Source organism: Bacillus sp. GW823-FHT06A11, from assembly GCF_058795355.1.
The window spans coordinates 748,278-770,593 of record NZ_JBXAHS010000001.1 but is presented as its reverse complement, the minus strand read 5'-3'; the positions used below and the strand labels follow the sequence as shown (position 1 = coordinate 770,593).

Below are 22,316 nucleotides of genomic sequence, written 5' to 3'. Positions count from 1 at the left end.
TCATTGTATATTTTCCTTTTTTGCATGAACAAGCTTTAATTTTTGTTTCCCTTCATCCGGCTTTTGGCTTAAGATGAGCACCATTACAATGACACAAAAAGCGCCTAATAACTGAAAAGATTGAAATGGCACGTGCAATATAAGTACAGAAGAAATAATAGCTGCGAGTGGTTCTGTGCAACCAAATAATGTTGTTTCTTTCGGAGTCAGGTATCGTATGCTGTCTAAGTATAAATAAAAGGCAATAAGTGTCCCGAAAATGACGACAAATGTGATGAGCGGTAGGGTACTTAGTTTTACATATTTCATAGTTGATAATAAAATGAATTCGTTTGTAGAAATAAAGTGTACAATCGTTACACCAATACCCCCAATAATCATGCCCCATCCAACGATAACGGAGGAAGACCATTTTTCTAACAATTCCTTTGAATATAAACTATAAAAAGCGAGAGATAATCCAGATAAAACACCCCAAATAATAGCTGGTGTAGAAACAGCCAAGTTATGAACAGACGCGTTTGTTAGTAAGAGAAAAGTGCCTACTAATGAAAGGGTAATTGAAATGAAATCAATTTTTGATGGACGAACGTTCCATTTGAAAAGTAAGTATACAGTGATGAATATAGGAGCTAAATATTGTAATAATGTTGCCACGGCAGCATTTCCTTCTTTAATTGAAGCGAAATACGTATACTGTACAGCAAGCATACCGAATAGACCAAACAAAATCATTTTAATAGCATCAGATTTTTGTTTCCAAATGCCAAATATCTCTTTTTTTCTCGTTCCGAATGAGGAAATAATGAGCAAAATAATTCCAGATATAAGTAAACGGATCGTAACTAACCATTCGGTTGAAACATTGTCATATTGAAAAAGTTGTTGTGCAGCTGTACCAGACAAGCCCCATAAACAAGCACCGATTATGACCATTATAATTCCTTTTAATCGATTTGAATCCATATGATCTAAAATTCTCCTTTCTAAAAATACAAATTGAATACAATATGCAATATATCACAGAATGACTCATTAATAAACTGAAATTTCTGATTTGTTTTTTGTGTATAGTAAAATATTGTAGAGGAGGGGGAGTATATGTTAGCTGGATTTTTAGTTTGTTTATTTGTAGGGTTACTTATCATTTTTTTAGGGTATCAAATACATGTGAAAAAGAGGTTGTTTTTGTTAGCAGGATATCAAGAAGAAACGTTTGTTGGAGATAAAAATAAATTAGCGAAGCTTTCAGGAGCATTTTCTTATATAGTCGGAGTTGCTACTATAATATTACCGCTTAGCTTAGAAAAAATAGGTGATGTAGTTGGTATCATATATGCTATATTAATTGTTTTAGGTACAGTTGTATTTATAATTAAAGCAAACCTATTAAATAAGAGTGCTATAAAATAAAAAGGCTTCATTCTACTGAAGCCTTTTATTAATTATTATGAAGTATAAGTAAAAGCCGGAATAGGATCAATAAATGTATTCCACTTTTGTCCCATTTCCTTTTCTGTTAATAGACAATCATCTAATGATTGTTCAATCACAGAACGATTCATATCAATACCGATAAATACGAGCTCAGTTATTCGATCTCCATATTGCTCGTCCCAGTTTTTTAATACTTCTGGTTCTTCTGCAATCATTTGATTTCTTTCAGTTTCAGGTAATGCGGCTATCCATTCACCGGCTCCTTGAATTGTAATAGAGGAACCTGCTTGAGATAGAAGCCCTATCATATTATTACGAGATGCGAGCCAGAAGAATCCTTTCGCTCTTACAACATCTAAAGGCCATTTTTCTAGCCAATTCATAAGGCGCTCGGGATGGAAAGGATATTTGCGACGGTAAACAAAGGAATTGATACTGTATTCTTCCGTTTCCGGTGTATGATGTTCACTATTTAATTCTTGTATCCAGCCGGCCGATTGACTAGCTTCTTCATAATTAAATAGATTTGTGTTTAAAATTTCTTGTAATGGTACTTTGCTAAACGAAGCTTCAAGAATTTTTGCATTAGGATTTAATTTTTTTAGTAAATGATGAAGCTCTATCACATCTTCTTTTTCTAGCAAATCTATTTTATTAAGAATAATTACGTTTGCAAACTCAATTTGATCTATTAATAAATCAATAACTTCCCGGGTATCATTCTCATCGATTGCTTGTTTTCGGTCTAATAAACTTTCTCCGTCTGCAAAATCATCCCAAAACCTATTTGCATCTACAACTGTAACCATCGTATCGAGGCGACAATTTTTCGTTAAATCAATGTTAAGAACTTCGTCTGTATAAGTAAATGTTTGAGCAACTGGAATAGGCTCACTTATACCAGAAGATTCAATAATAATATAGTCAATATCACCATTTTCAACAAGACGATTCACTTCTATCATTAAATCTTCTCGTAGTGTACAACAAATACAGCCATTTTGAATTTCTACTAGTTTTTCCTCCGTACGTGAAAAACCACCCTTTTTTATAAGAGATGCATCAATGTTTACTTCGCTCATGTCATTAACGATGACAGCTACTTTTAAGTTATTCTTATTAGTCAAAATGTGATGTAGTAAGGTAGTTTTTCCAGATCCTAAAAAACCACTTAATACAGTGATAGGTACTTTTTTCATGAAATGATCTCTCCTTTAAATCGTAATGATTACGTTTTATGTTAAACGATGGGAAAAGAAAAAGCAAGAATAAATCATAATGATTACGATTTAAGAATAGAAATAGACTATAAAATTTGTGCTGTAGTATGGAGCATTTGGACAAGCACATGTTTACATATAAATAAAATGGAGGCGAGAAGCTTGGTCTTTAATAGAGTTTCAAAAGAATTAGTAGGCATAGCTCTTATCGCTATGTTTCTCTTTTTATTATTTTTTGTAGATTTTACAAGTCTAGCAAATTTGCACAAAAATATGCCACAGGAATGGTTGAATGTGAATACATTATTTTTAAGTATCATTTTTGAAGCAATACCCTTTATTTTATTAGGGGTAATTGTTTCTTCATGTATTCAAGTGTTTGTGACGGAAGATATGATTCAAAAAGTCATGCCGAAATCTCCAATTGTTGCAATGATTCCAGCAGTATTTGTGGGAGTTCTTTTTCCAATGTGTGAATGTGTCATTATACCAATTGTAAGAAGGTTCATTCAAAAAGGGCTACCACTTCATGTAGGCATTGTTATTTTATTGAGTGCACCCATTATGAATCCAGTTGTTCTTTTATCTACTGTATATGCGTTTCCCAAAAATGATTACGTTGTATATGCACGCTTTGGGATAACAATTTTAGTTGCTCTATTTATAGGGCTAATTGTGTATTACTGCTATCGCGAAAGAAATGTTTTAAAAGACGTAGAGGTTTCAGTTCAAATAAGCAAAAAAAAGAGTTGGAAAGATGTTATGAATCACATTGTAGATGAGTTTTTTGATACTGGTAAATATTTATTGATAGGTGCTTTTTTAGCAAGTGTATTTCAAACGTTTTTTGATCGGAATGTACTGGATGCAGTAGCACATAACGAAGTAATTGCCCCCTTTATTATGATGGGATTTGGTTATGTTTTATCAATTTGCTCTGCAGCCGATGCTTTTATAGCGGCATCTTTTGGACATGTTTTCTCGGTAAAGGCACTTCTCGCATTTCTTGTGTTTGGGCCTATGCTTGATATGAAAAATACGTTAATGCTATTTGCGTATTTTCAAAAGAAATTTGTATTCTTTTTGATGGGAATTGTCATTGTATCTGTGTATACCATCCTGCAAATCATAATGTTATAGGAGGTGAGAAAGAATGGAGAAAGAGGAGCAGAAGGCGTATCATCGCTATATACGTGGCATTATTTTAATTGGTTTAGCAATGCTCTTATTTAAACTACTTGTAACAGGAAATATTTATAATTTTATCGCTCCAAAAATGATCAAATTTACGTATATAGCTTTTGTAGTAATTTTAATTTTTGGTATTGTACAAGTTTGGGGAGATGGAAGAGAAAAACAGCATGATTGTAATTGTTGTAAACATCATACAACATCAAAATCAGGGATAAAAAGTTTCTTTGTATATGTTTTATTTGTTGTTCCGATAGTTAGTGCTTTTCTCTTTGGAAGTGTAACAATTGATGGAAGTTTAGCAGGAAAAAGGGGTATGAATCAAAGTGTACAGGCGAGAAGTCTGGAAAGAAACGAAAAAGAGGGGAAACAGGTTAAGTTTGATGAGCGAGAAGTATTAGTTGATTCAGAAGAAACATCAAATTTAGCAACGACTTATAAAACGGAAGAGCAAGTAGTAAAAAGTATGTTAGGACAGCGTAAACTACAAGTAAAGGATAAGGATTATGTTCAAACAATGAATGTAATTGGTCAAAATGTTAATTGGTTTAAAGGGAAAGAAATTACATTTTTAGGGTTTATATATAAGGATAAAGATGTGACGGGTAATAAAGCAGTAGTGGCTCGATATGGCATAACTTGTTGTATTGCGGATGCATCAGTCTGGGGGATGATTGTTACCGGGAAAAATATTGAAAAAATTCCAGAAGAAACATGGTTGAAAATAACAGGATTATTAGATGAAACGACATATAAAGGAACAGTCTTTCCACTTGTAAAAGTAAACAAAATCGAGAAAATTAATAAGCCAACTGACCCATATGTATATGATGCTTTACCTCAATAGAAAAGAATAAATTCTTCATATTTTCATGAAATAGAATCATAATCAAGGCGATAAAAAAATAAAGATAAGAGTAATTTGGTTTGTTAAAAATATGTGCAGAAGGAGTTATGCGATGAACTGGGTTACTCATAAACCATCATTTGAATTTGAAACATTTAGTCCTATTATTCGGTCACAATCTGCGTGGAGTGGACATTTAGATTTTGCATATGACTTAGTACGATTTGAAAAACCAGAAACTTTAGTTGAGTTAGGTACACATTTAGGAGCTTCCTTTTTTAGTTTTTGTCAGGGAGTAAAAGATGGAGGGTTATCGACTAAATGCTTTGCAGTAGATACTTGGGCTGGAGATGGGCATACAGGTCCATATGGAGAAGGGGTTTTTCAAATAGTAGAAAAAGTAGTGAGCGATAACTACCTTAATATAGGAAATTTAATTCGATCTACTTTTGATGATGCTGTAGACCGGTTTCAAGATGAAACGGTAAATCTTTTGCATATTGATGGCTATCATACGTATGAAGCTGTTTCTCACGATTATAATACATGGCTACCGAAAGTCGCGAAAAACGGTATTGTATTATTTCATGATATTGAAGTTAGAAGTAGTGATTTCGGCGTATATAAGTTTTGGGATGAGGTAAAAGCGAAGTACCCTCATTTTCAATTTGCGCATTCATATGGACTGGGAGTGTTATTTCCGAAGGGTTGTAGTGATAAGTTTGAGGAAATACTTAAAAATAAAGAAGAAATACAAAATATGTATAAATAAAGGTAGGGCATGCATCATTTTAATGATGTGTGCCCTATTTTTGTGTGGGAAATTATGGTGTGAATTAAAAATTGAAGATAGTTGTAAAAAGTTTTGTTGCAGCAAATATTAAAAAAGTTAGTATGGGATTTTTCTTTGTAAATAAAGTGAAGCTTTAATACGTTCATATCAATTCGGAATTTTACAGTAGTTAATTTCTTACCTAAGTGCTTTGCACTTACTGAATTTTAAGGCGGAGGTCTTATTGGCTGAAAATATCGGGATAAATAAAAATACAACATTTTTTATATTTTTCATTGCGAAAAACGTAATCTACTTTTACAATAGAAAGGGTTGTGAATATATTATACTGGAAAAATAAATCGAAATAATATGAAAATTTTGTTTTGTCTTCGCTAATTGTATATTACATACATGTAAGACGACATACGTCATGTTATCGACTTGTAAGGAGAGAAAAAAATGAAAAGTGTAAGATTACCATCGATGCTAGAAATCATAGTTCTTTTATTACTATTTCTTGCTGTTGTCTTTTCCTTCCAAACGATTTTTGATCTCCCAATTCAATTAGCGCTATTTATTTCATGGTTTTTAGTAATTGCGCTTGGATTAAGATTAGGATTTCGTTATCAAGAATTGCAAGATGCAATTACGAAAGGGATTTCTAACGGATTAGAAGCAATACTGATTTTAGTTGCAGTAGGTGCTTTAATTGGAACATGGATTGCTGGTGGGGTAGTACCAACATTAATCTATTATGGATTAGAATTTATTCACCCTAGCATATTCCTATTAGCAACATTAATTATTTGTTCTATAACTTCTATCGCAACAGGAACGTCTTGGGGAACAGTGGGAACAGCAGGTATTGCTATGATGGCGATTGGTGAAGGACTTGGTTTACCACTTCCGCTTGTTGCTGGTGCAGTTCTTTCAGGAGCTTATTTCGGCGACAAATTATCACCACTTTCTGATAGCACAGTTCTTGCAGCTTCTATGGCGAAAGTAGATGTTATTGCTCACGTTCGAGCTATGCTCGTATTAGATGTTCCGGCTTATATTATTACTAGTATTATGTTTACTGTAGCTGGTTGGATGTATGGCGGCGATAATGTAGATTTGAATCGAGTAGAATTTTTAAAAGAAGCTTTATTAAAGCAATTTGATATTAAAATATGGATGCTTGTTCCGGCGGTCATTGTTATCGTTCTATTAGCGATGAAGAAACCGTCTATGCCAACAATTGCAATGGGAGCTTTAATTGGTGCAATTTGGGCAACTCTTTTCCAAGGGATGAACTTTGGAGAGGCGATTGGAACAGCTTATAACGGATTCTCAATTCAATCTGGTGTTGAGTTTGTTGACAAGTTATTAAACCGTGGTGGAATTAACGGCATGCTTGGCTCAGTAGCCGTTATTATTTTCGGTTTAGGATTTGGTGGATTACTTGAAAAATTAGGTGTTTTAAAAGTAATCGTATCAAAATTTGAGAAGAAATTAAATTCTGCAGGTAATGTAACATTGTCTACATTAATCGTGGCATTCTTAGCTAATATATTTGGTTGTGCGATGTATGTATCACTAATTTTAACACCAAAAATTATGGAAGATAGCTATGATAAATTAAAAATAGACCGTCGTGTATTAGCGCGTAACTCAGAAGTAGGTGGAACGTTAACTTCAGGTATGGTTCCATGGTCTGATAATGGTATTTTTATGGCTGGTATTTTGGGTGTAGCAACGTTCTCATACGTTCCGTTTATGTGGTTAAGCTTCGTATCGTTAATTTTAGCAGTTATTTACGGATATACAGGCAAATTCATCTGGTATGTAGATGATGCAGATAAAGGAAAGCAAGCATCATAAAATAAAAATCACCTTCTACAATATGTAGAAGGTGATTTTTTTATTTTTTTATAGCATTTTCTGAAGTTATTTCATTCTCATATTTAGCAATTTTTTGTTGTATCTTTTTTAAGTTTTTTTCAGTGTCTTGAATGAGCTGTAAGACATTGGTCTCCTGTTGTTTCATTAATTCTAACCTTTGAAGGATGGTAGATTCTCCTTCCATAGACCAGTCGATAAATTGTTTTATTTTTTGAATTGGCATACCAGTGTTTTTTAAACACAAAATCATCTCTAAATATTTCAGTGCTTCTTCATCAAAAACTCGATCTCCTTTTTCGTTTCTTTGCAGAAAAGGAAACAGTCCTTGTTTATCGTAATAACGTATTTGAGAAATAGTTAAATGTTGCATTTTGGCGACTTGCCCAATTGTATAATACATATCATTCATCCTTTTATTACCAAGGTATAATGCCATCTTTGTTAAATATTTTACCATTATAGTTTGTTTCACTTAATGCATATTTAATAATAATTTTAGCACTTTCAGTGGTTGTATGGCCACCGGGGGAATTTCCATTAAGATCCGTAGTTGTAAAACCAGGAGTTACTCCAAATACTTCTGGACCGTTAGTGGCAAATTCTTTACTAAAAGCTAATGTTAAAGCATTAATAGCTGTTTTGGAAGAATTATATCCTAGTGTATTAATTGGATGTGTTTCACCATTAGCAAACATTGTTAGTGAGGCCATGTCAGTTGTTACATTTATGATTTTACTGTTGCTTGATTTCTTTAATAATGGTAAAAAGGCTTGCATCATTTGGAAAGTTCCAAAAAAGTTAACTTCAAATCCTTGGCGTAAAGTTTCAATATTTAATTCACTAGGTAGCGTATTGAAGTCTAGCGCTATGCCTGCGTTATTAATTAATAAATGTAAGTGGTCAGTCGTTTCGTAAATTTTCTTTGTTGCTTCTTGAATGGATTGTGAATTTGAAATATCTACTTGAATATAGGAAACGTTTGAAACATTTAAAGATTCTACGGCTTGTTGTCCAAGTTGTTCATTACGAGCACCTAAAAATACGTGATAATCTTTTTCTGCTAATTGACGAACAAGTTCATATCCAATTCCTTTATTCGCACCTGTTATAAAAGCATATTTTTTCATATTGAATTCCTCCAGTAGTGTTATAGTAGGTTACAATGGAAAGGATACAGCCTAAACTTAAGTTTAGGTCAAGAGGAATTTTTAAAAATAAATATAGAATATCTATATATAAGAGTGAGAATTCTTATCATTTAAGAGGAAGTCTGTTATTATAAGAGATGTAGGTATTATATTTTCAAGGGGATGAAAACATGGAGTACAGAATTGAAAGAGATACATTAGGAGAAATAAAAGTTCCAGCTGATAAATTATGGGCAGCACAAACACAACGTAGTAAAGAAAACTTTCCGATTGGAACAGAGCAAATGCCGCTTGAAATTGTAAAAGCATTTGCAATTTTAAAGAAGAGTGCAGCGCTTAGCAATCAAAAATTAGGAAAGCTATCAGAAGAAAAAGCAGAAGCAATTGTAGAAGCTGCGGATGAAGTGATTGCAGGGAAATGGAATGAACATTTTCCGCTTGTCGTATGGCAAACAGGTAGTGGTACACAGTCAAACATGAATGTGAATGAAGTAATTGCAAATCGTGGGAATCAAATTTTGAAAGAGAAGGGATCTGACGTACATATTCATCCGAATGATGATGTGAACATGTCACAAAGTTCAAATGATACATTTCCAACGGCTCTTCATGTAGCTTGTGTAATCGCAGTAGAAAATCACGTATTACCAGCAATTACGAAATTAAAAGAAACTTTAGCAGAAAAAGTAACTGCATTTGAACATATTATAAAAATTGGTCGTACACATTTACAAGATGCAACGCCGTTAACTTTAGGGCAAGAAATTAGCGGATGGCACCGTATGCTTGAAAAAACAGAGCGTATGATTGCAGAGAGCAATACATATATGAAAGAGTTAGCAATTGGTGGAACTGCGGTTGGAACAGGTATTAATGCTCATCCTAAATTTGGTGAGATGGTATCAGAGGAAATTAGTCAATTTACAGGTAAACAATTTGTTTCTGCACCAAATAAGTTCCATGCATTAACGAGCCATGATGAAGTTGTATATACTCACGGTGCATTAAAAGCATTAGCTGCGGATCTAATGAAGATTGCTAACGATGTACGTTGGCTTGCAAGTGGTCCACGTAGTGGTCTTGGAGAAATTATTATTCCAGCAAATGAACCAGGGAGCTCTATTATGCCTGGTAAAGTAAATCCAACGCAAAGTGAAGCATTAACGATGGTTGTAGCGCAAGTGATGGGGAATGATGCAACAATCGGATTTGCTGCGAGCCAAGGTAACTTTGAGTTAAATGTATTTAAACCTGTTATTGCTTATAACTTCTTACAATCAGCTCACTTATTAGCGGATGCAATTGTTTCGTTTAATGACAATTGTGCAGTTGGTATTGAAGCAGATGAAGAAGTAATTAATGAAAATGTGAATCGTTCACTAATGCTTGTAACAGCGCTAAACCCACATATCGGATATGAAAATGCAGCGAAAATTGCGAAGCATGCTCATAAAGAAGGATTAACTTTAAAAGAAGCAGCGTTGCAATCTGGACTACTAACAGAAGAGCAATTTGATGAAATTGTAGATCCAAAGAAAATGATTGCTCCAAAAGAGTAATAGAAAAAGCCAAGATTCTTAGTATAGAATCTTGGCTTTTTTGATGTCCATTTTTAAGTTTCATCTACTTGCAATAATGCAAGCTTCAAAATATATTATTTGTTAGCAGGCGTATTCATTACTTTCATCTGTGGGCAGTTCTCTTTTAAGAGTGAAATGAATTTTTCTTCTTCTTGTGGTACGAAAGTGGTCACTGAGTCAAATAAATTATAATTAATTTCTAATTGTTGCCTAGTCCATTTTTTTGAACGAAGTTTTTTGCCAGAGTACTTAATATGGCGAATGTCTTTAAATGGGATTTCAGTACGAAGTATGAAACCGTGTTTTACAACAAGAGATGATTCCGTTACGTTGTAGTGAGAGAAATAGAATGAAGAAAGATTCACGATATTTAATAGCATCATGAGAGTGAAAAAAATAGAATTTTCATTTTGGAAGAATAACGAAACGAAAAAAATAATTATAAATAATGTAATGAAAATGACGTGGAATGGATTTTTTTTCGCTTTAAACTTCAAGTTAGTCACCTCGGTATACTTGTTCTTTAACTAAATTAAATCATAACATTGTGATAAAACGTGTGAATATGCAGAATTGCATATTCGCACGTTTTATTATTCATGTAAAATTTCTTGATGGGATAAATTCAAAAGAAGTTTTGTAATAGTGGAGTGGCATGAAGTGACTTACAAGAATAGAAAGATAGCGTTAGTCATAATTAGTTGTATGATGATTATGAGTAGTTGTGCTAATAAATTTGTTGAAGATAGAAATCGAAAGCATACATTTGTAAAAGCAAGTAAGGTTTTAGTAGAGACTGTAAATAGAATATATAAAAAGTAAAGGATGTTTTCTTATACGAAAACATCTTTTTTGTAGTTAAAATTGAATACTGAAGTTTTGGAATGAGTGAATACCAGTCCCATATTCACTAATCGCATATGTATTCTGTGCAATTTGTTTAACGGTAAACTAAGGGTCTTGAAGAATATTTAAGTTCTATTTCACATCCTATAAAATGAATTTGTATAAACTTATTCGCTTTTCGTTGTATTAAACCCTTTTGTTAGATGTTTTTATAAAAGTTTATAAAATGGGTAAACGAAACATTGAAATGTTTGTTTGCGTTGTGATAAGATGGTGAAGTGATAATAAACGTTATGCTGATTTGTTTGGTTTTAAATAAACATTTTAAAGGAGTGTTTAGTATGAGTGATATTTCAGAGAAGTTTTGGGATGCGTCAATAGAGGAATTAAAGAAAGGGTATGTGTTTGATGAAGAAAAAGAGGAGTACATTTGCTTAGCTTGTGGTGAAACATTTATTAAAGGTGTTATTTATCAAGATAACCAAATTTTGTATGAAGCAGAGAAGTTCGTCCAATTGCATATTCAAAATGAGCATACGTCTATGTTTGATTATTTGTTAAATATGGATAAGAAATTTACTGGTTTAACGGATTTACAAAAGAAAATGGTTCAGTTTTTCCATATGGGACTGAATGATAAAGAAATTGTAAAAGAAATGGATGGCGGAAGTACATCAACAATTCGTAATCATCGATTTACACTGCGAGAGAAAATGAAGCAAGCAAAAGTATTTTTAGCGCTAATGGAATTATCAGAAGAAAAATCAAAAGTACAAACGAAATTTGTGCCAATTCATAGAACAGCAACGATGGTGGATGATCGATACAATATTACGGAAGAAGAAAATGATGAAGTATTAAAAGCTCATTTTACAGAAGGATTAGATGGACCTCTCTCTAAATTTCCGAAGAAACAAAAGCGTAAATTAATTATATTGCGCCATTTAGTGAAGAAGTTTGATAGTAATAAAAAGTATACTGAAAAAGAAGTAAATACAGTGATAGAAAATGTATACCCTGATTTTGTAACATTAAGAAGATATTTAATCGAATATGGATTTTTAGATCGAACAGCCGATGGAAGTCAATATTGGGTGAAGTTATAATTATACGAAAAGAAAATGAATAGAGGCACAGTATTATAACAACTATACAAAGAGATAGAGATTGAAAATAGATGTTTAATAAAAGGAGAAATGAAATTTGAAACCACCTGCAGATAACAATAAAGAAGGTGCGGAGTCACATAAGTTGGAAAGTGAGAGTAAACCGATTTGGAAATCGATGTCGATGTTTTTAGTACCGTTATTATTAAGTAATGTACTACAATCAGTTGGACAATTATTTGGTATGGTAGTAGTAGGAAGATGGCTTGGAGTTAATGATTTAGCGGCTATATCAGCATTCTTCCCATTATTTTTCTTGCTCGTTTCATTTGTAATTGGTATCGGTTCAGGAAGCTCTATTTTAATTGGTCAGGCGTTTGGTGCTAAAAACGAAGATCGTTTAAAAGCTATCGTTGGTACGACGTTGACGTTTACCTTTATTATTGGAGTTGTGTTGGCGATAATAGGCAGTATTTTTGCGATGGATATTATGCGTCTAATGGGAACGCCAGAAAATATTATTGAAATAAGTGTACATTATGCACGGATTTTATTTATATCGATGCCAGTATTATTTTTATATTTCGCATATACAACATTTATGAGAGGTACAGGAGATTCTAAAACGCCATTTTACTTTTTAATTGTAAGTACAGCGCTAAATATGATTTTATTACCAGTTCTTATTTTTGGATGGTTAGGAGCGCCGAAATTAGATGTGTATGGAGCGGCCTATGCATCTGTTATATCTACAGTTATTACGTTTATTGTCATGCTTGTGTATTTAAAGAAGAAAAATCACCCATTACAACTAGATGGCACGGTTAGAAAATACCTTCGAATGGATGGGGAGTTATTAAAGCTATTGCTAAGGCTCGGTATACCAGCAAGTATAAATATGATATTAGTATCATTATCTGAGATTGCCGTAATCGCATTTGTAAATCGTTACGGTTCGGATGCAACAGCTGCTTACGGCGTTGTGAATCAAGTTGCAAGTTATGTACAAATGCCAGCAGTTAGCCTTGGTATTACAGTTTCCATTTTTGCGGCACAATCGATTGGTGCGAATCAATTTGATCGATTGCAGAAAGTTGTGAAGGCTGGAATTATTATGAACTACGTCATCGGTGGTGTGTTAATATCTCTTATTTACTTATTCTCAAGAGACATCTTATCACTATTTTTAACGAGTCAAACTACAATTGAAATTGCTCATAGCTTAGTTATGATTACGTTATGGAGTTATTTAATTTTCGGTCATGCACAAATTATTAGTGCGACAATGCGAGCGAGCGGTACAGTACTTTGGCCAACTGTTATTGGAGTTGTTTCAATTTGGCTTGTAGAAGTACCCGTAGCATATTATCTTTCTTACCATACAAGTCTTGGAATAGAAGGCATTTGGATCGGGTATCCAGCAGCATTTATTGTCAGCTTAATATTACAGTATGCATATTATAAGCTTTCATGGCAAAAGAAACGAATTACACGATTAGTTAGTTAAATAGAAAAATGTCCCTAAGTTATTAGACTTAGGGACATTTTTTCGTAAGTGCAGGTTTACAAATAGCTTTTTAAAGTTATATCAAAATGTTGTCTAATGAGTGTTTTATCACTCATATAAAACTCCCACGCTTTTTCCGGTTCACCGATAATCTCAAAGGATGCCTCTGTAATATATAAAGCGCAATTATCCTCCAGTGCAATTCCTTCTATATTCCCTTGATGATTTTGTAAAAAGGAATGGAAGGCGTTCATTCTGTTTAATTGATTATAATGTGGACAAAATCTTTTATTAACAATACCCCATCCGTTACTCTCTATATAACCAGAACCTTCATAATCTGATCGGATACTAGACGTGAACCAACACATAGCACCAGCGCTATAACCAGCAATAAGTGTTCCTTGCTGCAGAGCCAATAATAATTTTTCATCGAGTCTATGTTCTTTCCATTGCGTAAGCATGTGAATATAGTTCCCGCCACCTAAATAAATTAAATCGGCTGAATGAATCATCTCGTCTATTTCATACTTTGAAGGTGAATCTGTTGTAGTACGTAAAATTTGTACTTCACAATGTAATTGTTTTTCAAACGTGTCTAAAAATAATTTTATATAGCTTTCATCATCATGACTAGCCGTTGGAATAAACAATATTTTTGGGTACTGTTTATTTGTTAATTCTATAAGGCGTTCATTAATAGGCAAGTGATTTAAATCTTGTAAATCACCGCCACCAATGACAGCTAATTTCATAGTAAAGCACCACCTAATCATTTTTGTTATATAAAAATTCGATAGAAGAGAGTTACATTCCTTCCGTAATGTAATCAATAATTAGAAAGTATAGCTTAAGTATATCGGAATAGTAAAGAAACTACTGACTATATATACCAATGCATTAGAAACCATTCATTGATATATAATATTTCATACTAATGTTTCAAAATATGGAAAAAATATGTTTAAATAGATATAATGACGCATTCATTCATATTGAATTTATACTTATATTTTAAAAGGGTATCGGAAATAATAGCGATTTTCTAAAACACTTTTTACTTTTAATAGGAAGTTTTATTACAATATGGTAAAATTATTTCAATATATTTATTTAATATGAAATACAAAGAAGGAGCGTGAAAAAAGTGGATTTTCGATTTGAATTTACAACGAAGCTGAAAGAATACTTAGACGATGAGAAGGATGAAAAAATAATAAAAGATGGACATAGAGATGTAATTTTTCACTATTTATATGCGTTAGAGACTGAAATTGGCGTTGTTAAAAATCCTAATTTTACTTTTTTTGCATCAGGAAGACGTTCACATATAGTGTTAGAAAACGTTGAATTTAAAACAGAAGTGAATGTGAAAAGTAATATAATCGAAATTGTAAAAATAGTGGATAATGTAGTTATTCCGTTAGATACTATCGTAGCGAAAGATCGGGAATTATTTGCCCTTGGGCGTAATGAGAAGTTTAGTGTACAAATATTAGAGCAGTACCTTTTTGATACATTTGGAGAAAAATTAGGTTTAAAATGAATGGAATAGCCTATGTATTTATAGGTAGTTAATTTTCGTATATATCATTTACGTTTGACCTTTCATTTAATTTATACTACAATTCGTAGTGTGAAAGGAGTTGTACAATGTTTACTCAAAACTATAAGTTAAATGAGCACGGGTTAAATCATTTCTTTGGACCGCTTGAAGCAAAAATTATGGAGATTGTTTGGTCTAGCGATGGTATTACGATTAAAGAAGTGCAGCAGAAATTAAGTGAAGAATCACCTGTGAATTTTAACACTGTTATGACAGTTATGAACAGGTTAGTAGAGAAATTACACTTAGAAAAACAGACTGTGAAAAGAAGTGGCATATATCGTGCTGTACAAACGAAAGAAGAATTCTTATCCAATCAAACGAAGAAAATGACACAGGAATTGATGGGGGAATTTGGAGATTTAGTTGTAAATCATATGTTAGATGAGTTAGAGCAGGCTGATCCGACTTTAATAAAAAAGTTAGAAGACAAATTGAGTCAGTTAAAAAAAGAGGATTAATGAAATGAAATGGCAAATGCGTAAAATCTTATTGTTAGCAGTAATTGTTAGTACCCTCTTTTTCAGCTTGTTACTGTATTACGTTACATATCCATTTCTGTTTCAAAATAAGATGTTCTTTCTTTCAAGTTTTTGTTTGTTCCAGTTAGAAAAACATATGAAAGAATTATCGCTGATTCGTATTATAATCGCTGGATTATTATTACTTACTGTATTAATCGTGTGCAAAAGAATTTGGCGACAATTTTTTTATAGTAAAAAATTACAAAAAGTACTTATCCCTTTCATCCGAAAAGGAAAACAAATATATATATTACCGACTACGGAAGTTGCGGCATTTACAGTTGGGCTATTTCGTCCGAAAGTTGTCATGTCAGAAGGGATGCTTCAGACATTTTCAGATGAAGAAATGGATGCAATTATTTTCCATGAAGAATATCATCAAAATAATCGTGATCCGTTAAAATTATTTTGTTTTACGCTATTAGCAGAAGGGATGATGTACATCCCGATATTAAAAGGATTGTTACAACGATATCATACGTATCAAGAGTTAGCAGCAGATAAATATGCGATGCGAAAAATGGAATCTTCATTTGAGTTAGGTAGCGCGTTATTAAAATTAATTAAAATAAAGACAATGGAAAATCGATGTGTTACAGCTTCATTTGCAAGAACAGCAATAAATTTACGAATCGAGCAAGTGTTAAATGAAAAGGTTGTTAAGCTTACTATTCCGTTACATACGAATTCGGTATATGTAACAGTAGGTTTATTCTGTGTGTCGGTTGTCCTTATTGTCGGAGAGTGCATATAGCCTCTTATTTTTAGAATAAACACTACTCGTTGTAGTGTTTAAGGGGGAATAAAATGAATGCAGCAGATTTAACAATTTGGCTTGTGGCTGGGGCGGGAGTATTGTCATTTATATCACCGTGCTCTTTACCGCTATATCCATCTTATTTATCTTATATTACAGGTGTGTCTATTCAAGATTTAAAAGAAAATCGTGGGATTATGCAAAAATCAGCGATTATACATACAGTATTTTTTATGATCGGATTTTCGGTTATATTTTACGCGTTAGGTTTATCGGTAAGTTGGATTGGAATAACATTTTCATCTAACCAAAAATTGATTCAACAAATTGGTGGGATTTTTATTGTTTTAATGGGGCTATTTATGACGGGCTTGTTTCAGCCTAAGTGGCTTATGGCAGAGAAAAAGTTGCAGTATAGAAGTAAATCGACTGGATTTATTCGCTCGATTTTAGTCGGTATGACATATGCAGCGGGTTGGACGCCATGTGTTGGACCAATATTTTCAGCTGTACTCATGCTTGGCGCGACGAATCCTGAAGGGGCACTTCTTTATATTACAGCGTATACTCTTGGGTTTGCGGTTCCATTTTTCGTGATGGCGTTCTTTATTGGGAAGGTAAAATGGATTGTTACATATGCCAATGTCATGATGAAAATTGGCGGTGGAATGATGATTGTAACGGGTATTTTATTGTATACAAATCAAATGACGAAAATTACAGCATTCTTTATTCGTCTATTCGGTGGATTTACAGGTTTTTAAAAATGAGGAGGAAGAAAAGTGAAGAAAATAATTGCTATTATACTAGTAGGTGCTCTCGTTTGGGCGGGGGTTAACTTTTATAATTCAAAGAAAGAAGAAAAGGAAAGAAAAGCAAAGCAAGCAGAGTTACAGGAGAAAGAAGTATTACCACAAGTCGGTTTTAAAGCACCTAGCATCACATTAAAAGGATTAGACGGAAAGTTGCAGTCGTTAAATGATGCTAAGGGAAAACCATATATTATTAATTTTTGGGCATCATGGTGTGGACCGTGTGAAATGGAGGCACCTGATTTAGTTCATATGTATGATAAATATAAAAAGGATGTTGAAATTTTTGCGGTGAATGCAACTGTTAGTGACCCAGTACAAGAAGCAAGCGCATTTGCTAATCGCTATGGGTTTGAGTTTCCTGTTCTATTAGATATGGACGGAGTAGCTGGACTAGATTATAAAGTATTCTCTTTACCGACGACATTTTTTGTTAATAAAGATGGAATTATAGTAGATCATGTACGAGGTGTATTACCACCAGATCAATTAGAAAAGAAATTTAAGAAATTAATTGAGAATTAAAAGGAGATTTCGTGACGATGGAGTGGATAGTGAGGTTACAACCCATATCTCTTATAATTGGAAGTCTATTTGGATTTGTGTTGATGAAACGAAAGATGAGGCATCAAAATGTATCATATGAAAAAATGATGGATGCCGTAACAAATGCTTTTCTTATCATCGTATTTGTATGGAAGTTTGCACCATCAATTTTAAATCCTGTATGGGCCTTTGGGGCGCCAGTGCAAGCAATATTAGCTGTTGGAAGTATGCAACATATTGTAGTAGGATGCGTGATTGCGAGTGTATACATTGTTTGGAAAAGTAAAAAGGAGCAATTTTCGCTTCGTATTTTACTTGATGCATTGCCTTTTGGTCTGTGTGTGAGTATTATCTTTTATTTTCTATTACATCATGAAGTAGGTGCACAAACGACACTACCATGGGGAATGAAAATATATGAATCTAAACTTTTATATCATCCTATTTTCGTATATGAGATCAGCCTTGCTCTTTGTATAATGGGCTTGTTATGGATGAAAAATGAAAGGCTCGGAAATGGAAAGAATATAAGTGTTTTTCTAATTATTGAGGGGTTTGCTCATATTATTATTTCGCTTGTTAGTGAACAAAATTCGGTTCTGTTTGGTCTATCAGCAGAGCAAATAATGAGCCTTTTTATTATTAGTTTAGGGATTTTGTTGGTGCCGAAAAAATAAAAGATAGCCATGTACAGAGAGTATATGGCTATCTTTTATAAGCATATTTCTTCATCATATGCTAAATCATTATATTATAGAAACCTAAAAACCCCTTTATTAGGGGTTTTTAGGTTTCTATAGGTCTGCATGTGTTTCTTGTTTATCTGTATCCCATTTTGGAAGTTGTTTTGCTTGTTGACTTTCAGTAAAATTATTAAATCCAAAAGCAAGTATGCATGTAAAGGTTAAAATAGCTAAACTAATCTTTTTCATTATCTTAGTGCCTCCTTAGTTAATAATTTTTGTTTTGCTTCGTAAGTATTGAAAAAATATTTTTGAGATTTCTCTATTTTATTCACTTTATGAAATTCTACTGCTAATAATTCGTAATATTCTTGTACATAATCGTATAATTCTTTACTGTTAAAATATGTAGTGCCTGCAATGATTGCGTTTTCTAAGTCGTCTAGAATACCAGTGTGTTGTGTTTTTAAGATAGTGAAATGGTGTTTATATTCTTGATTATTTAATTCATTACAAATTTCTAAGCCTTTTTGAACCCAATCGTTTGCAATTTCTTTTTCATTTAAACTAAAATGTTCTTTGGCTTGTAGAAAATTGGCTTTTAGGTGTTTAGGTAATTTGTTTGTAACTATTGTAAGATGTCTAATAGCAAGGGTTGATAGATTTTGAGAAGAGTAGAGCCAACCTAAGTTATTTCGAACTTTTAAGATTAGTGTATCGTCTTTCAGCTTTTGTAAAATATTGATTGCTGAATTATAGTTCTCTTCGGCTTGTTCGAATTGTTTTAAATAAACAGAACATGAGCCTAAAATGTTTTCGCATAGAGCTATTTTAATTTCATAACGTGGATATTTTGAGAAAATCTCTTTAGCTTGATTTGCATAATTGATTGCTGTAAGTGGTTTGTTTGTATGGTGATTAAATATAGCGAATTTATATTTATATTCAGCTTCTTCTAGTTCGCCTGGTACATGTTTTAAAAGGGATTCAGCTTTTTCGTATTCTTTTTTTGCTTCATCATAATTTCCAATAATGGTAGCATGTTCAGCTTTAAAAAAGTGATAATAATAAGTAATAAAGTCTTCAGTTATTGGATTGTCTAAACGAACAATTTGACTAAAAGTATCATATTTAATGTTTGTCCAATCGGTTAGGACCTTATATTTAAAGTTTAGTAGGGAGTAGTAAAGCGATAGATTTTGATCAGCTTCAATTTTATTAATCTGTTTCTCTATTTTTTCTTTTAATTGTTTCGCTTCAATTAATTGCTCCGCTACCATTACTTGATATAAAATGTTTAATTCGTTGACAATCTGTTCATGCCCTTTTAATAACACACTCATTATATATTCCCCCATCCGATAAAAGTATCCTAATTTAATTATTTCTATAATAGCAAAATAGAAGAAGTATAAGAGTGATTTTACCATATTTTTCAACAAAATTCTGAAAAAACAATTAATTTTTACGTGTTTCTTATTTTTATGTGAATATTACAAGTGCCTCTGGTAGTGGTGGGATGAATCTGACTCATGATACGTTAGCATCAATGGGAGGGATAGTTTCACTTGTAAATATGTTATTAGGAGGATTGTTCGAATTGGGTCCAACTGTTAAGTTTTTAACAAAAATTTCACTTTCTTATTTAACAAAACAGGATAATCCTCATTTTATAAGAATCATCCTGTTTTTATTGATATATTAAAAAATCGGCGGAGTAACAGAAAATAAGACAATCGCGTTTTTTTCAAAATGATTCACCCATTTATGCTTTAAATAAGCAGGTATTTTTACACTGTCGCCAGTTTCTAATACGTATTCTTCCTCATTTAAATATAATGTGATTTTCCCATCTAAGACAAATGCTAATTCTTCTCCTTTATGTTCTAGCACATTTTCTGATGAAGCTGTATTAGGCGGGACGGTCATAATTGCTGTTGCTAAATTTCCAGTGAAATCAGGTGAAAGCATTTCATATGATAAATTATCAATAATCATTTTCTTTCGTTTATGGGAACGTACAATTAAATCGTCTGTATTTGTATCTTCAAGTAAAAAGCTAAATGTTGGCACATCAAGAGCTTTAGCAAGCACTTTTAATGTTTGGATAGAAGGGTTAGCGGACCCGCGCTCAATTTGACTTAACATTGATGGTGTAATATCGGCCATCTTTGCTAGTTCTTTACTAGTTAAACCTTTTTCTTTTCTTTGTTTTTCAATTTTTTTACCAATATCTATATTTTCCATAATGAAAATCTCCTTAATAATTATTAAATTATATTTAAATAAATTAAATTAAAATTAACTTAATTGGATTGTTTGTGTTAAACTATATTAAAATTAATTTAATTATAATTTATTGTATGGTGAGCTACAAGGATATAAGGAGGAAACAAAATGAAAGAAATAGGGGCATTACAAGCAGAATACCCGTTAGTGAATAAACTTATTGCAACAGAAGAAGTATTTTGGATAAATCCAAACATAGAAAAGTATGAAACAGCAATAAAAGATTCACCACTTAATGAAGAGAATGTAAAAGATGCAGAAGAGAGATTAAAGCGTTTTGCACCATATATTGCGAAAGTTTTTCCTGAAACGAAAGGGACGAACGGCATAATCGAATCACCTTTAGTGAAAATACCTTCTATGAAAGAAGCTTTAGAGACAAATTACAAGCAACCTATTTTAGGAGAATTATTATTAAAATGTGATAGTCATCTTCCGATATCAGGATCAATTAAAGCTAGGGGCGGCATTTATGAAGTGTTGAAACATGCTGAACAACTAGCTTTGCAGCACGGTATGTTAATAGAAGAAGATGATTATTCCATTTTAGATAGTGATACATGTAGAGAGTTTTTCTCGAAATATTCAATTGCAGTAGGTTCTACAGGGAATTTAGGACTTAGTATAGGGATTATGAGTGCGAATCTAGGTTTTAATGTAACTGTTCATATGTCAGCAGACGCAAAAGAATGGAAAAAAGATTTATTAAGAAGTAAAGGTGTAAACGTTATTGAGTATGAAGCTGATTATAGTAAAGCAGTAGAAGAGGGGCGTCAGCAAGCAGATGCCGATCCTAGCTGTTATTTTGTAGATGATGAAAACTCCCATGATTTATTTTTAGGATACGCAGTAGCAGCATCACGATTACAAAAGCAATTAGAAGAGTTAGAGATTGTAGTAGATGAAGAGCATCCTTTATTCGTTTACCTTCCGTGCGGGGTAGGAGGCGGACCTGGCGGCGTCGCATTTGGTTTAAAGTTATTGTATAAAGACAACGTGCACTGCTTCTTTGCGGAGCCTACGCACTCTCCATGCATGTTACTCGGTTTAATGACAGGACTTCATGATAAAATTGCTGTTCAAGATATCGGGATTGATAATGTAACAGACGCGGACGGACTAGCGGTAGGAAGGCCATCTGGATTTGTCGGTAAAACGATGGAACCATTTTTGAGTGGGAATTACACAGTAAGCGATGAAGAGTTATATAGATTGTTAAAAGAAATAGCTGATACGGAGAATATTTATTTAGAGCCTTCTGCACTAGCAGGTATGATAGGGCCAGTGAAAGTATGCAAAGAAGGTGAGTATTTACAAAAGCAACAGGTAACAGAGAAGGTGAAAAAAGGTACTCATATTGTGTGGGGAACGGGTGGAAGTATGGTTCCAAAAGATGTAATGAATGAGTATTATAGGAAAGGTTTGGAATTAACGGTATAAGAAAAATGAGGCTAGTTGTAGCCTCATTTTTTCATGTACATAAAAATCTTTGTTATTTTCACAATAGTTCTTTATAGTATATATAAAGGATAACAAATATTGAATAAATACAACAAAA

General features: G+C 32.9%; 25 protein-coding genes. 16 read left to right on the top strand and 9 right to left on the bottom strand.

The features are described 5' to 3' along the window. On the bottom strand, window positions 1-966 hold the full coding sequence (locus tag AC1Q8L_RS03675; RefSeq protein WP_000378076.1) for a DMT family transporter: 966 nt from the start codon (window positions 964-966) through the stop codon (window positions 1-3). Window positions 967-1,101: 135 nt separating this feature from the next. Here AC1Q8L_RS03675 and AC1Q8L_RS03670 point away from each other — a divergent pair, with 135 nt between their 5' ends. Continuing rightward, window positions 1,102-1,413, top strand: coding sequence for a DUF3784 domain-containing protein (locus AC1Q8L_RS03670; RefSeq protein ID WP_000879377.1), 312 nt, complete (start codon window positions 1,102-1,104; stop codon window positions 1,411-1,413). 35 nt (window positions 1,414-1,448) lie between these two features. Here the strand turns inward: AC1Q8L_RS03670 and AC1Q8L_RS03665 are convergent, their stop codons facing one another. Next, complete coding sequence (locus AC1Q8L_RS03665) at window positions 1,449-2,636, bottom strand: GTP-binding protein (RefSeq protein ID WP_000757667.1); 1,188 nt, start codon at window positions 2,634-2,636, stop codon at window positions 1,449-1,451. 168 nt (window positions 2,637-2,804) lie between these two features. On the opposite strand from AC1Q8L_RS03665, the gene AC1Q8L_RS03660 reads away from it, so the two are divergent. The 4 genes from AC1Q8L_RS03660 (at window position 2,805) to nhaC (ending at window position 7,333) form a co-directional block, all read left to right on the top strand. Beyond that, complete coding sequence (locus AC1Q8L_RS03660) at window positions 2,805-3,797, top strand: permease (protein WP_170925725.1); 993 nt, start codon at window positions 2,805-2,807, stop codon at window positions 3,795-3,797. A 13-nt stretch (window positions 3,798-3,810) separates the two neighbouring features. Next, window positions 3,811-4,695, top strand: coding sequence for a TIGR03943 family putative permease subunit (locus AC1Q8L_RS03655; protein ID WP_000409933.1), 885 nt, complete (start codon window positions 3,811-3,813; stop codon window positions 4,693-4,695). A gap of 112 nt (window positions 4,696-4,807) precedes the next feature. Beyond that, on the top strand, window positions 4,808-5,467 hold the full coding sequence (locus AC1Q8L_RS03650) for a class I SAM-dependent methyltransferase (RefSeq protein WP_001104675.1): 660 nt from the start codon (window positions 4,808-4,810) through the stop codon (window positions 5,465-5,467). A gap of 462 nt (window positions 5,468-5,929) precedes the next feature. Then, window positions 5,930-7,333: a Na+/H+ antiporter NhaC gene (nhaC, locus tag AC1Q8L_RS03645; protein ID WP_000843992.1), complete on the top strand. Its 1,404-nt coding sequence runs from the start codon at window positions 5,930-5,932 to the stop codon at window positions 7,331-7,333. A gap of 40 nt (window positions 7,334-7,373) precedes the next feature. Here nhaC and AC1Q8L_RS03640 read toward each other — a convergent pair whose 3' ends face one another. Continuing rightward, a complete protein-coding gene (locus AC1Q8L_RS03640; RefSeq protein WP_002153132.1) occupies window positions 7,374-7,754 on the bottom strand; it encodes a MerR family transcriptional regulator in 381 nt (126 codons plus the stop codon). Between the two features lie 16 nt (window positions 7,755-7,770). Next, complete coding sequence (locus AC1Q8L_RS03635; RefSeq protein WP_000759552.1) at window positions 7,771-8,481, bottom strand: SDR family NAD(P)-dependent oxidoreductase; 711 nt, start codon at window positions 8,479-8,481, stop codon at window positions 7,771-7,773. 191 nt (window positions 8,482-8,672) lie between these two features. Between AC1Q8L_RS03635 and fumC the strand changes: the two genes are divergently transcribed. Continuing rightward, window positions 8,673-10,061, top strand: coding sequence for a class II fumarate hydratase (fumC, locus tag AC1Q8L_RS03630; protein WP_000456608.1), 1,389 nt, complete (start codon window positions 8,673-8,675; stop codon window positions 10,059-10,061). A gap of 95 nt (window positions 10,062-10,156) precedes the next feature. On the opposite strand, the gene AC1Q8L_RS03625 is transcribed toward fumC, so the two are convergent. Continuing rightward, window positions 10,157-10,579, bottom strand: a complete 423-nt coding sequence (locus AC1Q8L_RS03625; protein ID WP_000669072.1) for a PH domain-containing protein — start codon at window positions 10,577-10,579, stop codon at window positions 10,157-10,159. Between the two features lie 163 nt (window positions 10,580-10,742). Between AC1Q8L_RS03625 and AC1Q8L_RS03620 the strand changes: the two genes are divergently transcribed. From AC1Q8L_RS03620 to AC1Q8L_RS03610, 3 genes are all read left to right on the top strand, one after another. Continuing rightward, complete coding sequence (locus AC1Q8L_RS03620) at window positions 10,743-10,904, top strand: hypothetical protein (RefSeq protein ID WP_000221431.1); 162 nt, start codon at window positions 10,743-10,745, stop codon at window positions 10,902-10,904. 365 nt (window positions 10,905-11,269) lie between these two features. Beyond that, entirely contained in the window at window positions 11,270-12,034 is a 765-nt protein-coding gene (locus tag AC1Q8L_RS03615; RefSeq protein ID WP_001280271.1) for a DUF2087 domain-containing protein, read from the top strand. Between the two features lie 97 nt (window positions 12,035-12,131). Continuing rightward, window positions 12,132-13,541 carry an MATE family efflux transporter gene (locus AC1Q8L_RS03610; protein ID WP_000804127.1) on the top strand — a complete coding sequence of 470 codons (1,410 nt, stop codon included), beginning with the start codon at window positions 12,132-12,134 and terminating at the stop codon, window positions 13,539-13,541. A gap of 56 nt (window positions 13,542-13,597) precedes the next feature. Here AC1Q8L_RS03610 and AC1Q8L_RS03605 read toward each other — a convergent pair whose 3' ends face one another. Beyond that, entirely contained in the window at window positions 13,598-14,296 is a 699-nt protein-coding gene (locus AC1Q8L_RS03605) for a peptidase E (protein ID WP_098311809.1), read from the bottom strand. A gap of 392 nt (window positions 14,297-14,688) precedes the next feature. Here AC1Q8L_RS03605 and AC1Q8L_RS03600 point away from each other — a divergent pair, with 392 nt between their 5' ends. From AC1Q8L_RS03600 to AC1Q8L_RS03575, 6 genes are all read left to right on the top strand, one after another. Further along, window positions 14,689-15,087, top strand: coding sequence for a DUF3942 family protein (locus tag AC1Q8L_RS03600; RefSeq protein ID WP_000347529.1), 399 nt, complete (start codon window positions 14,689-14,691; stop codon window positions 15,085-15,087). A gap of 107 nt (window positions 15,088-15,194) precedes the next feature. Beyond that, window positions 15,195-15,608 (top strand): BlaI/MecI/CopY family transcriptional regulator, encoded by a 414-nt coding sequence (locus AC1Q8L_RS03595; RefSeq protein ID WP_000495052.1) that lies wholly within the window; start codon window positions 15,195-15,197, stop codon window positions 15,606-15,608. A gap of 4 nt (window positions 15,609-15,612) precedes the next feature. After that, window positions 15,613-16,425 carry a M56 family metallopeptidase gene (locus AC1Q8L_RS03590; RefSeq protein WP_098311808.1) on the top strand — a complete coding sequence of 271 codons (813 nt, stop codon included), beginning with the start codon at window positions 15,613-15,615 and terminating at the stop codon, window positions 16,423-16,425. 53 nt (window positions 16,426-16,478) lie between these two features. Beyond that, window positions 16,479-17,192 carry a cytochrome c-type biogenesis protein CcdA gene (gene ccdA / locus AC1Q8L_RS03585; protein WP_000990437.1) on the top strand — a complete coding sequence of 238 codons (714 nt, stop codon included), beginning with the start codon at window positions 16,479-16,481 and terminating at the stop codon, window positions 17,190-17,192. Window positions 17,193-17,210: 18 nt separating this feature from the next. Next, on the top strand, window positions 17,211-17,765 hold the full coding sequence (locus tag AC1Q8L_RS03580) for a TlpA family protein disulfide reductase (protein WP_000719879.1): 555 nt from the start codon (window positions 17,211-17,213) through the stop codon (window positions 17,763-17,765). A gap of 17 nt (window positions 17,766-17,782) precedes the next feature. Further along, on the top strand, window positions 17,783-18,463 hold the full coding sequence (locus AC1Q8L_RS03575) for a prolipoprotein diacylglyceryl transferase family protein (RefSeq protein ID WP_000454852.1): 681 nt from the start codon (window positions 17,783-17,785) through the stop codon (window positions 18,461-18,463). Between the two features lie 117 nt (window positions 18,464-18,580). On the opposite strand, the gene AC1Q8L_RS03570 is transcribed toward AC1Q8L_RS03575, so the two are convergent. From AC1Q8L_RS03570 to AC1Q8L_RS03560, 3 genes are all read right to left on the bottom strand, one after another. Next, window positions 18,581-18,718, bottom strand: coding sequence for a hypothetical protein (locus AC1Q8L_RS03570; RefSeq protein ID WP_000724012.1), 138 nt, complete (start codon window positions 18,716-18,718; stop codon window positions 18,581-18,583). After that, window positions 18,718-19,812, bottom strand: coding sequence for a response regulator aspartate phosphatase (locus tag AC1Q8L_RS03565; RefSeq protein ID WP_000114845.1), 1,095 nt, complete (start codon window positions 19,810-19,812; stop codon window positions 18,718-18,720). Before AC1Q8L_RS03565 ends, AC1Q8L_RS03570 begins: the two co-directional genes overlap by 1 nt. A 358-nt stretch (window positions 19,813-20,170) precedes the next feature. After that, a complete protein-coding gene (locus tag AC1Q8L_RS03560; RefSeq protein WP_000427637.1) occupies window positions 20,171-20,716 on the bottom strand; it encodes a helix-turn-helix domain-containing protein in 546 nt (181 codons plus the stop codon). Between the two features lie 150 nt (window positions 20,717-20,866). Here AC1Q8L_RS03560 and dsdA point away from each other — a divergent pair, with 150 nt between their 5' ends. Continuing rightward, the gene (gene dsdA / locus AC1Q8L_RS03555; protein ID WP_000658542.1) at window positions 20,867-22,198 is read left to right on the top strand and encodes a D-serine ammonia-lyase; all 1,332 of its coding nucleotides are present in this window, start codon (window positions 20,867-20,869) and stop codon (window positions 22,196-22,198) included. Window positions 22,199-22,316: the final 118 nt, after the last annotated feature.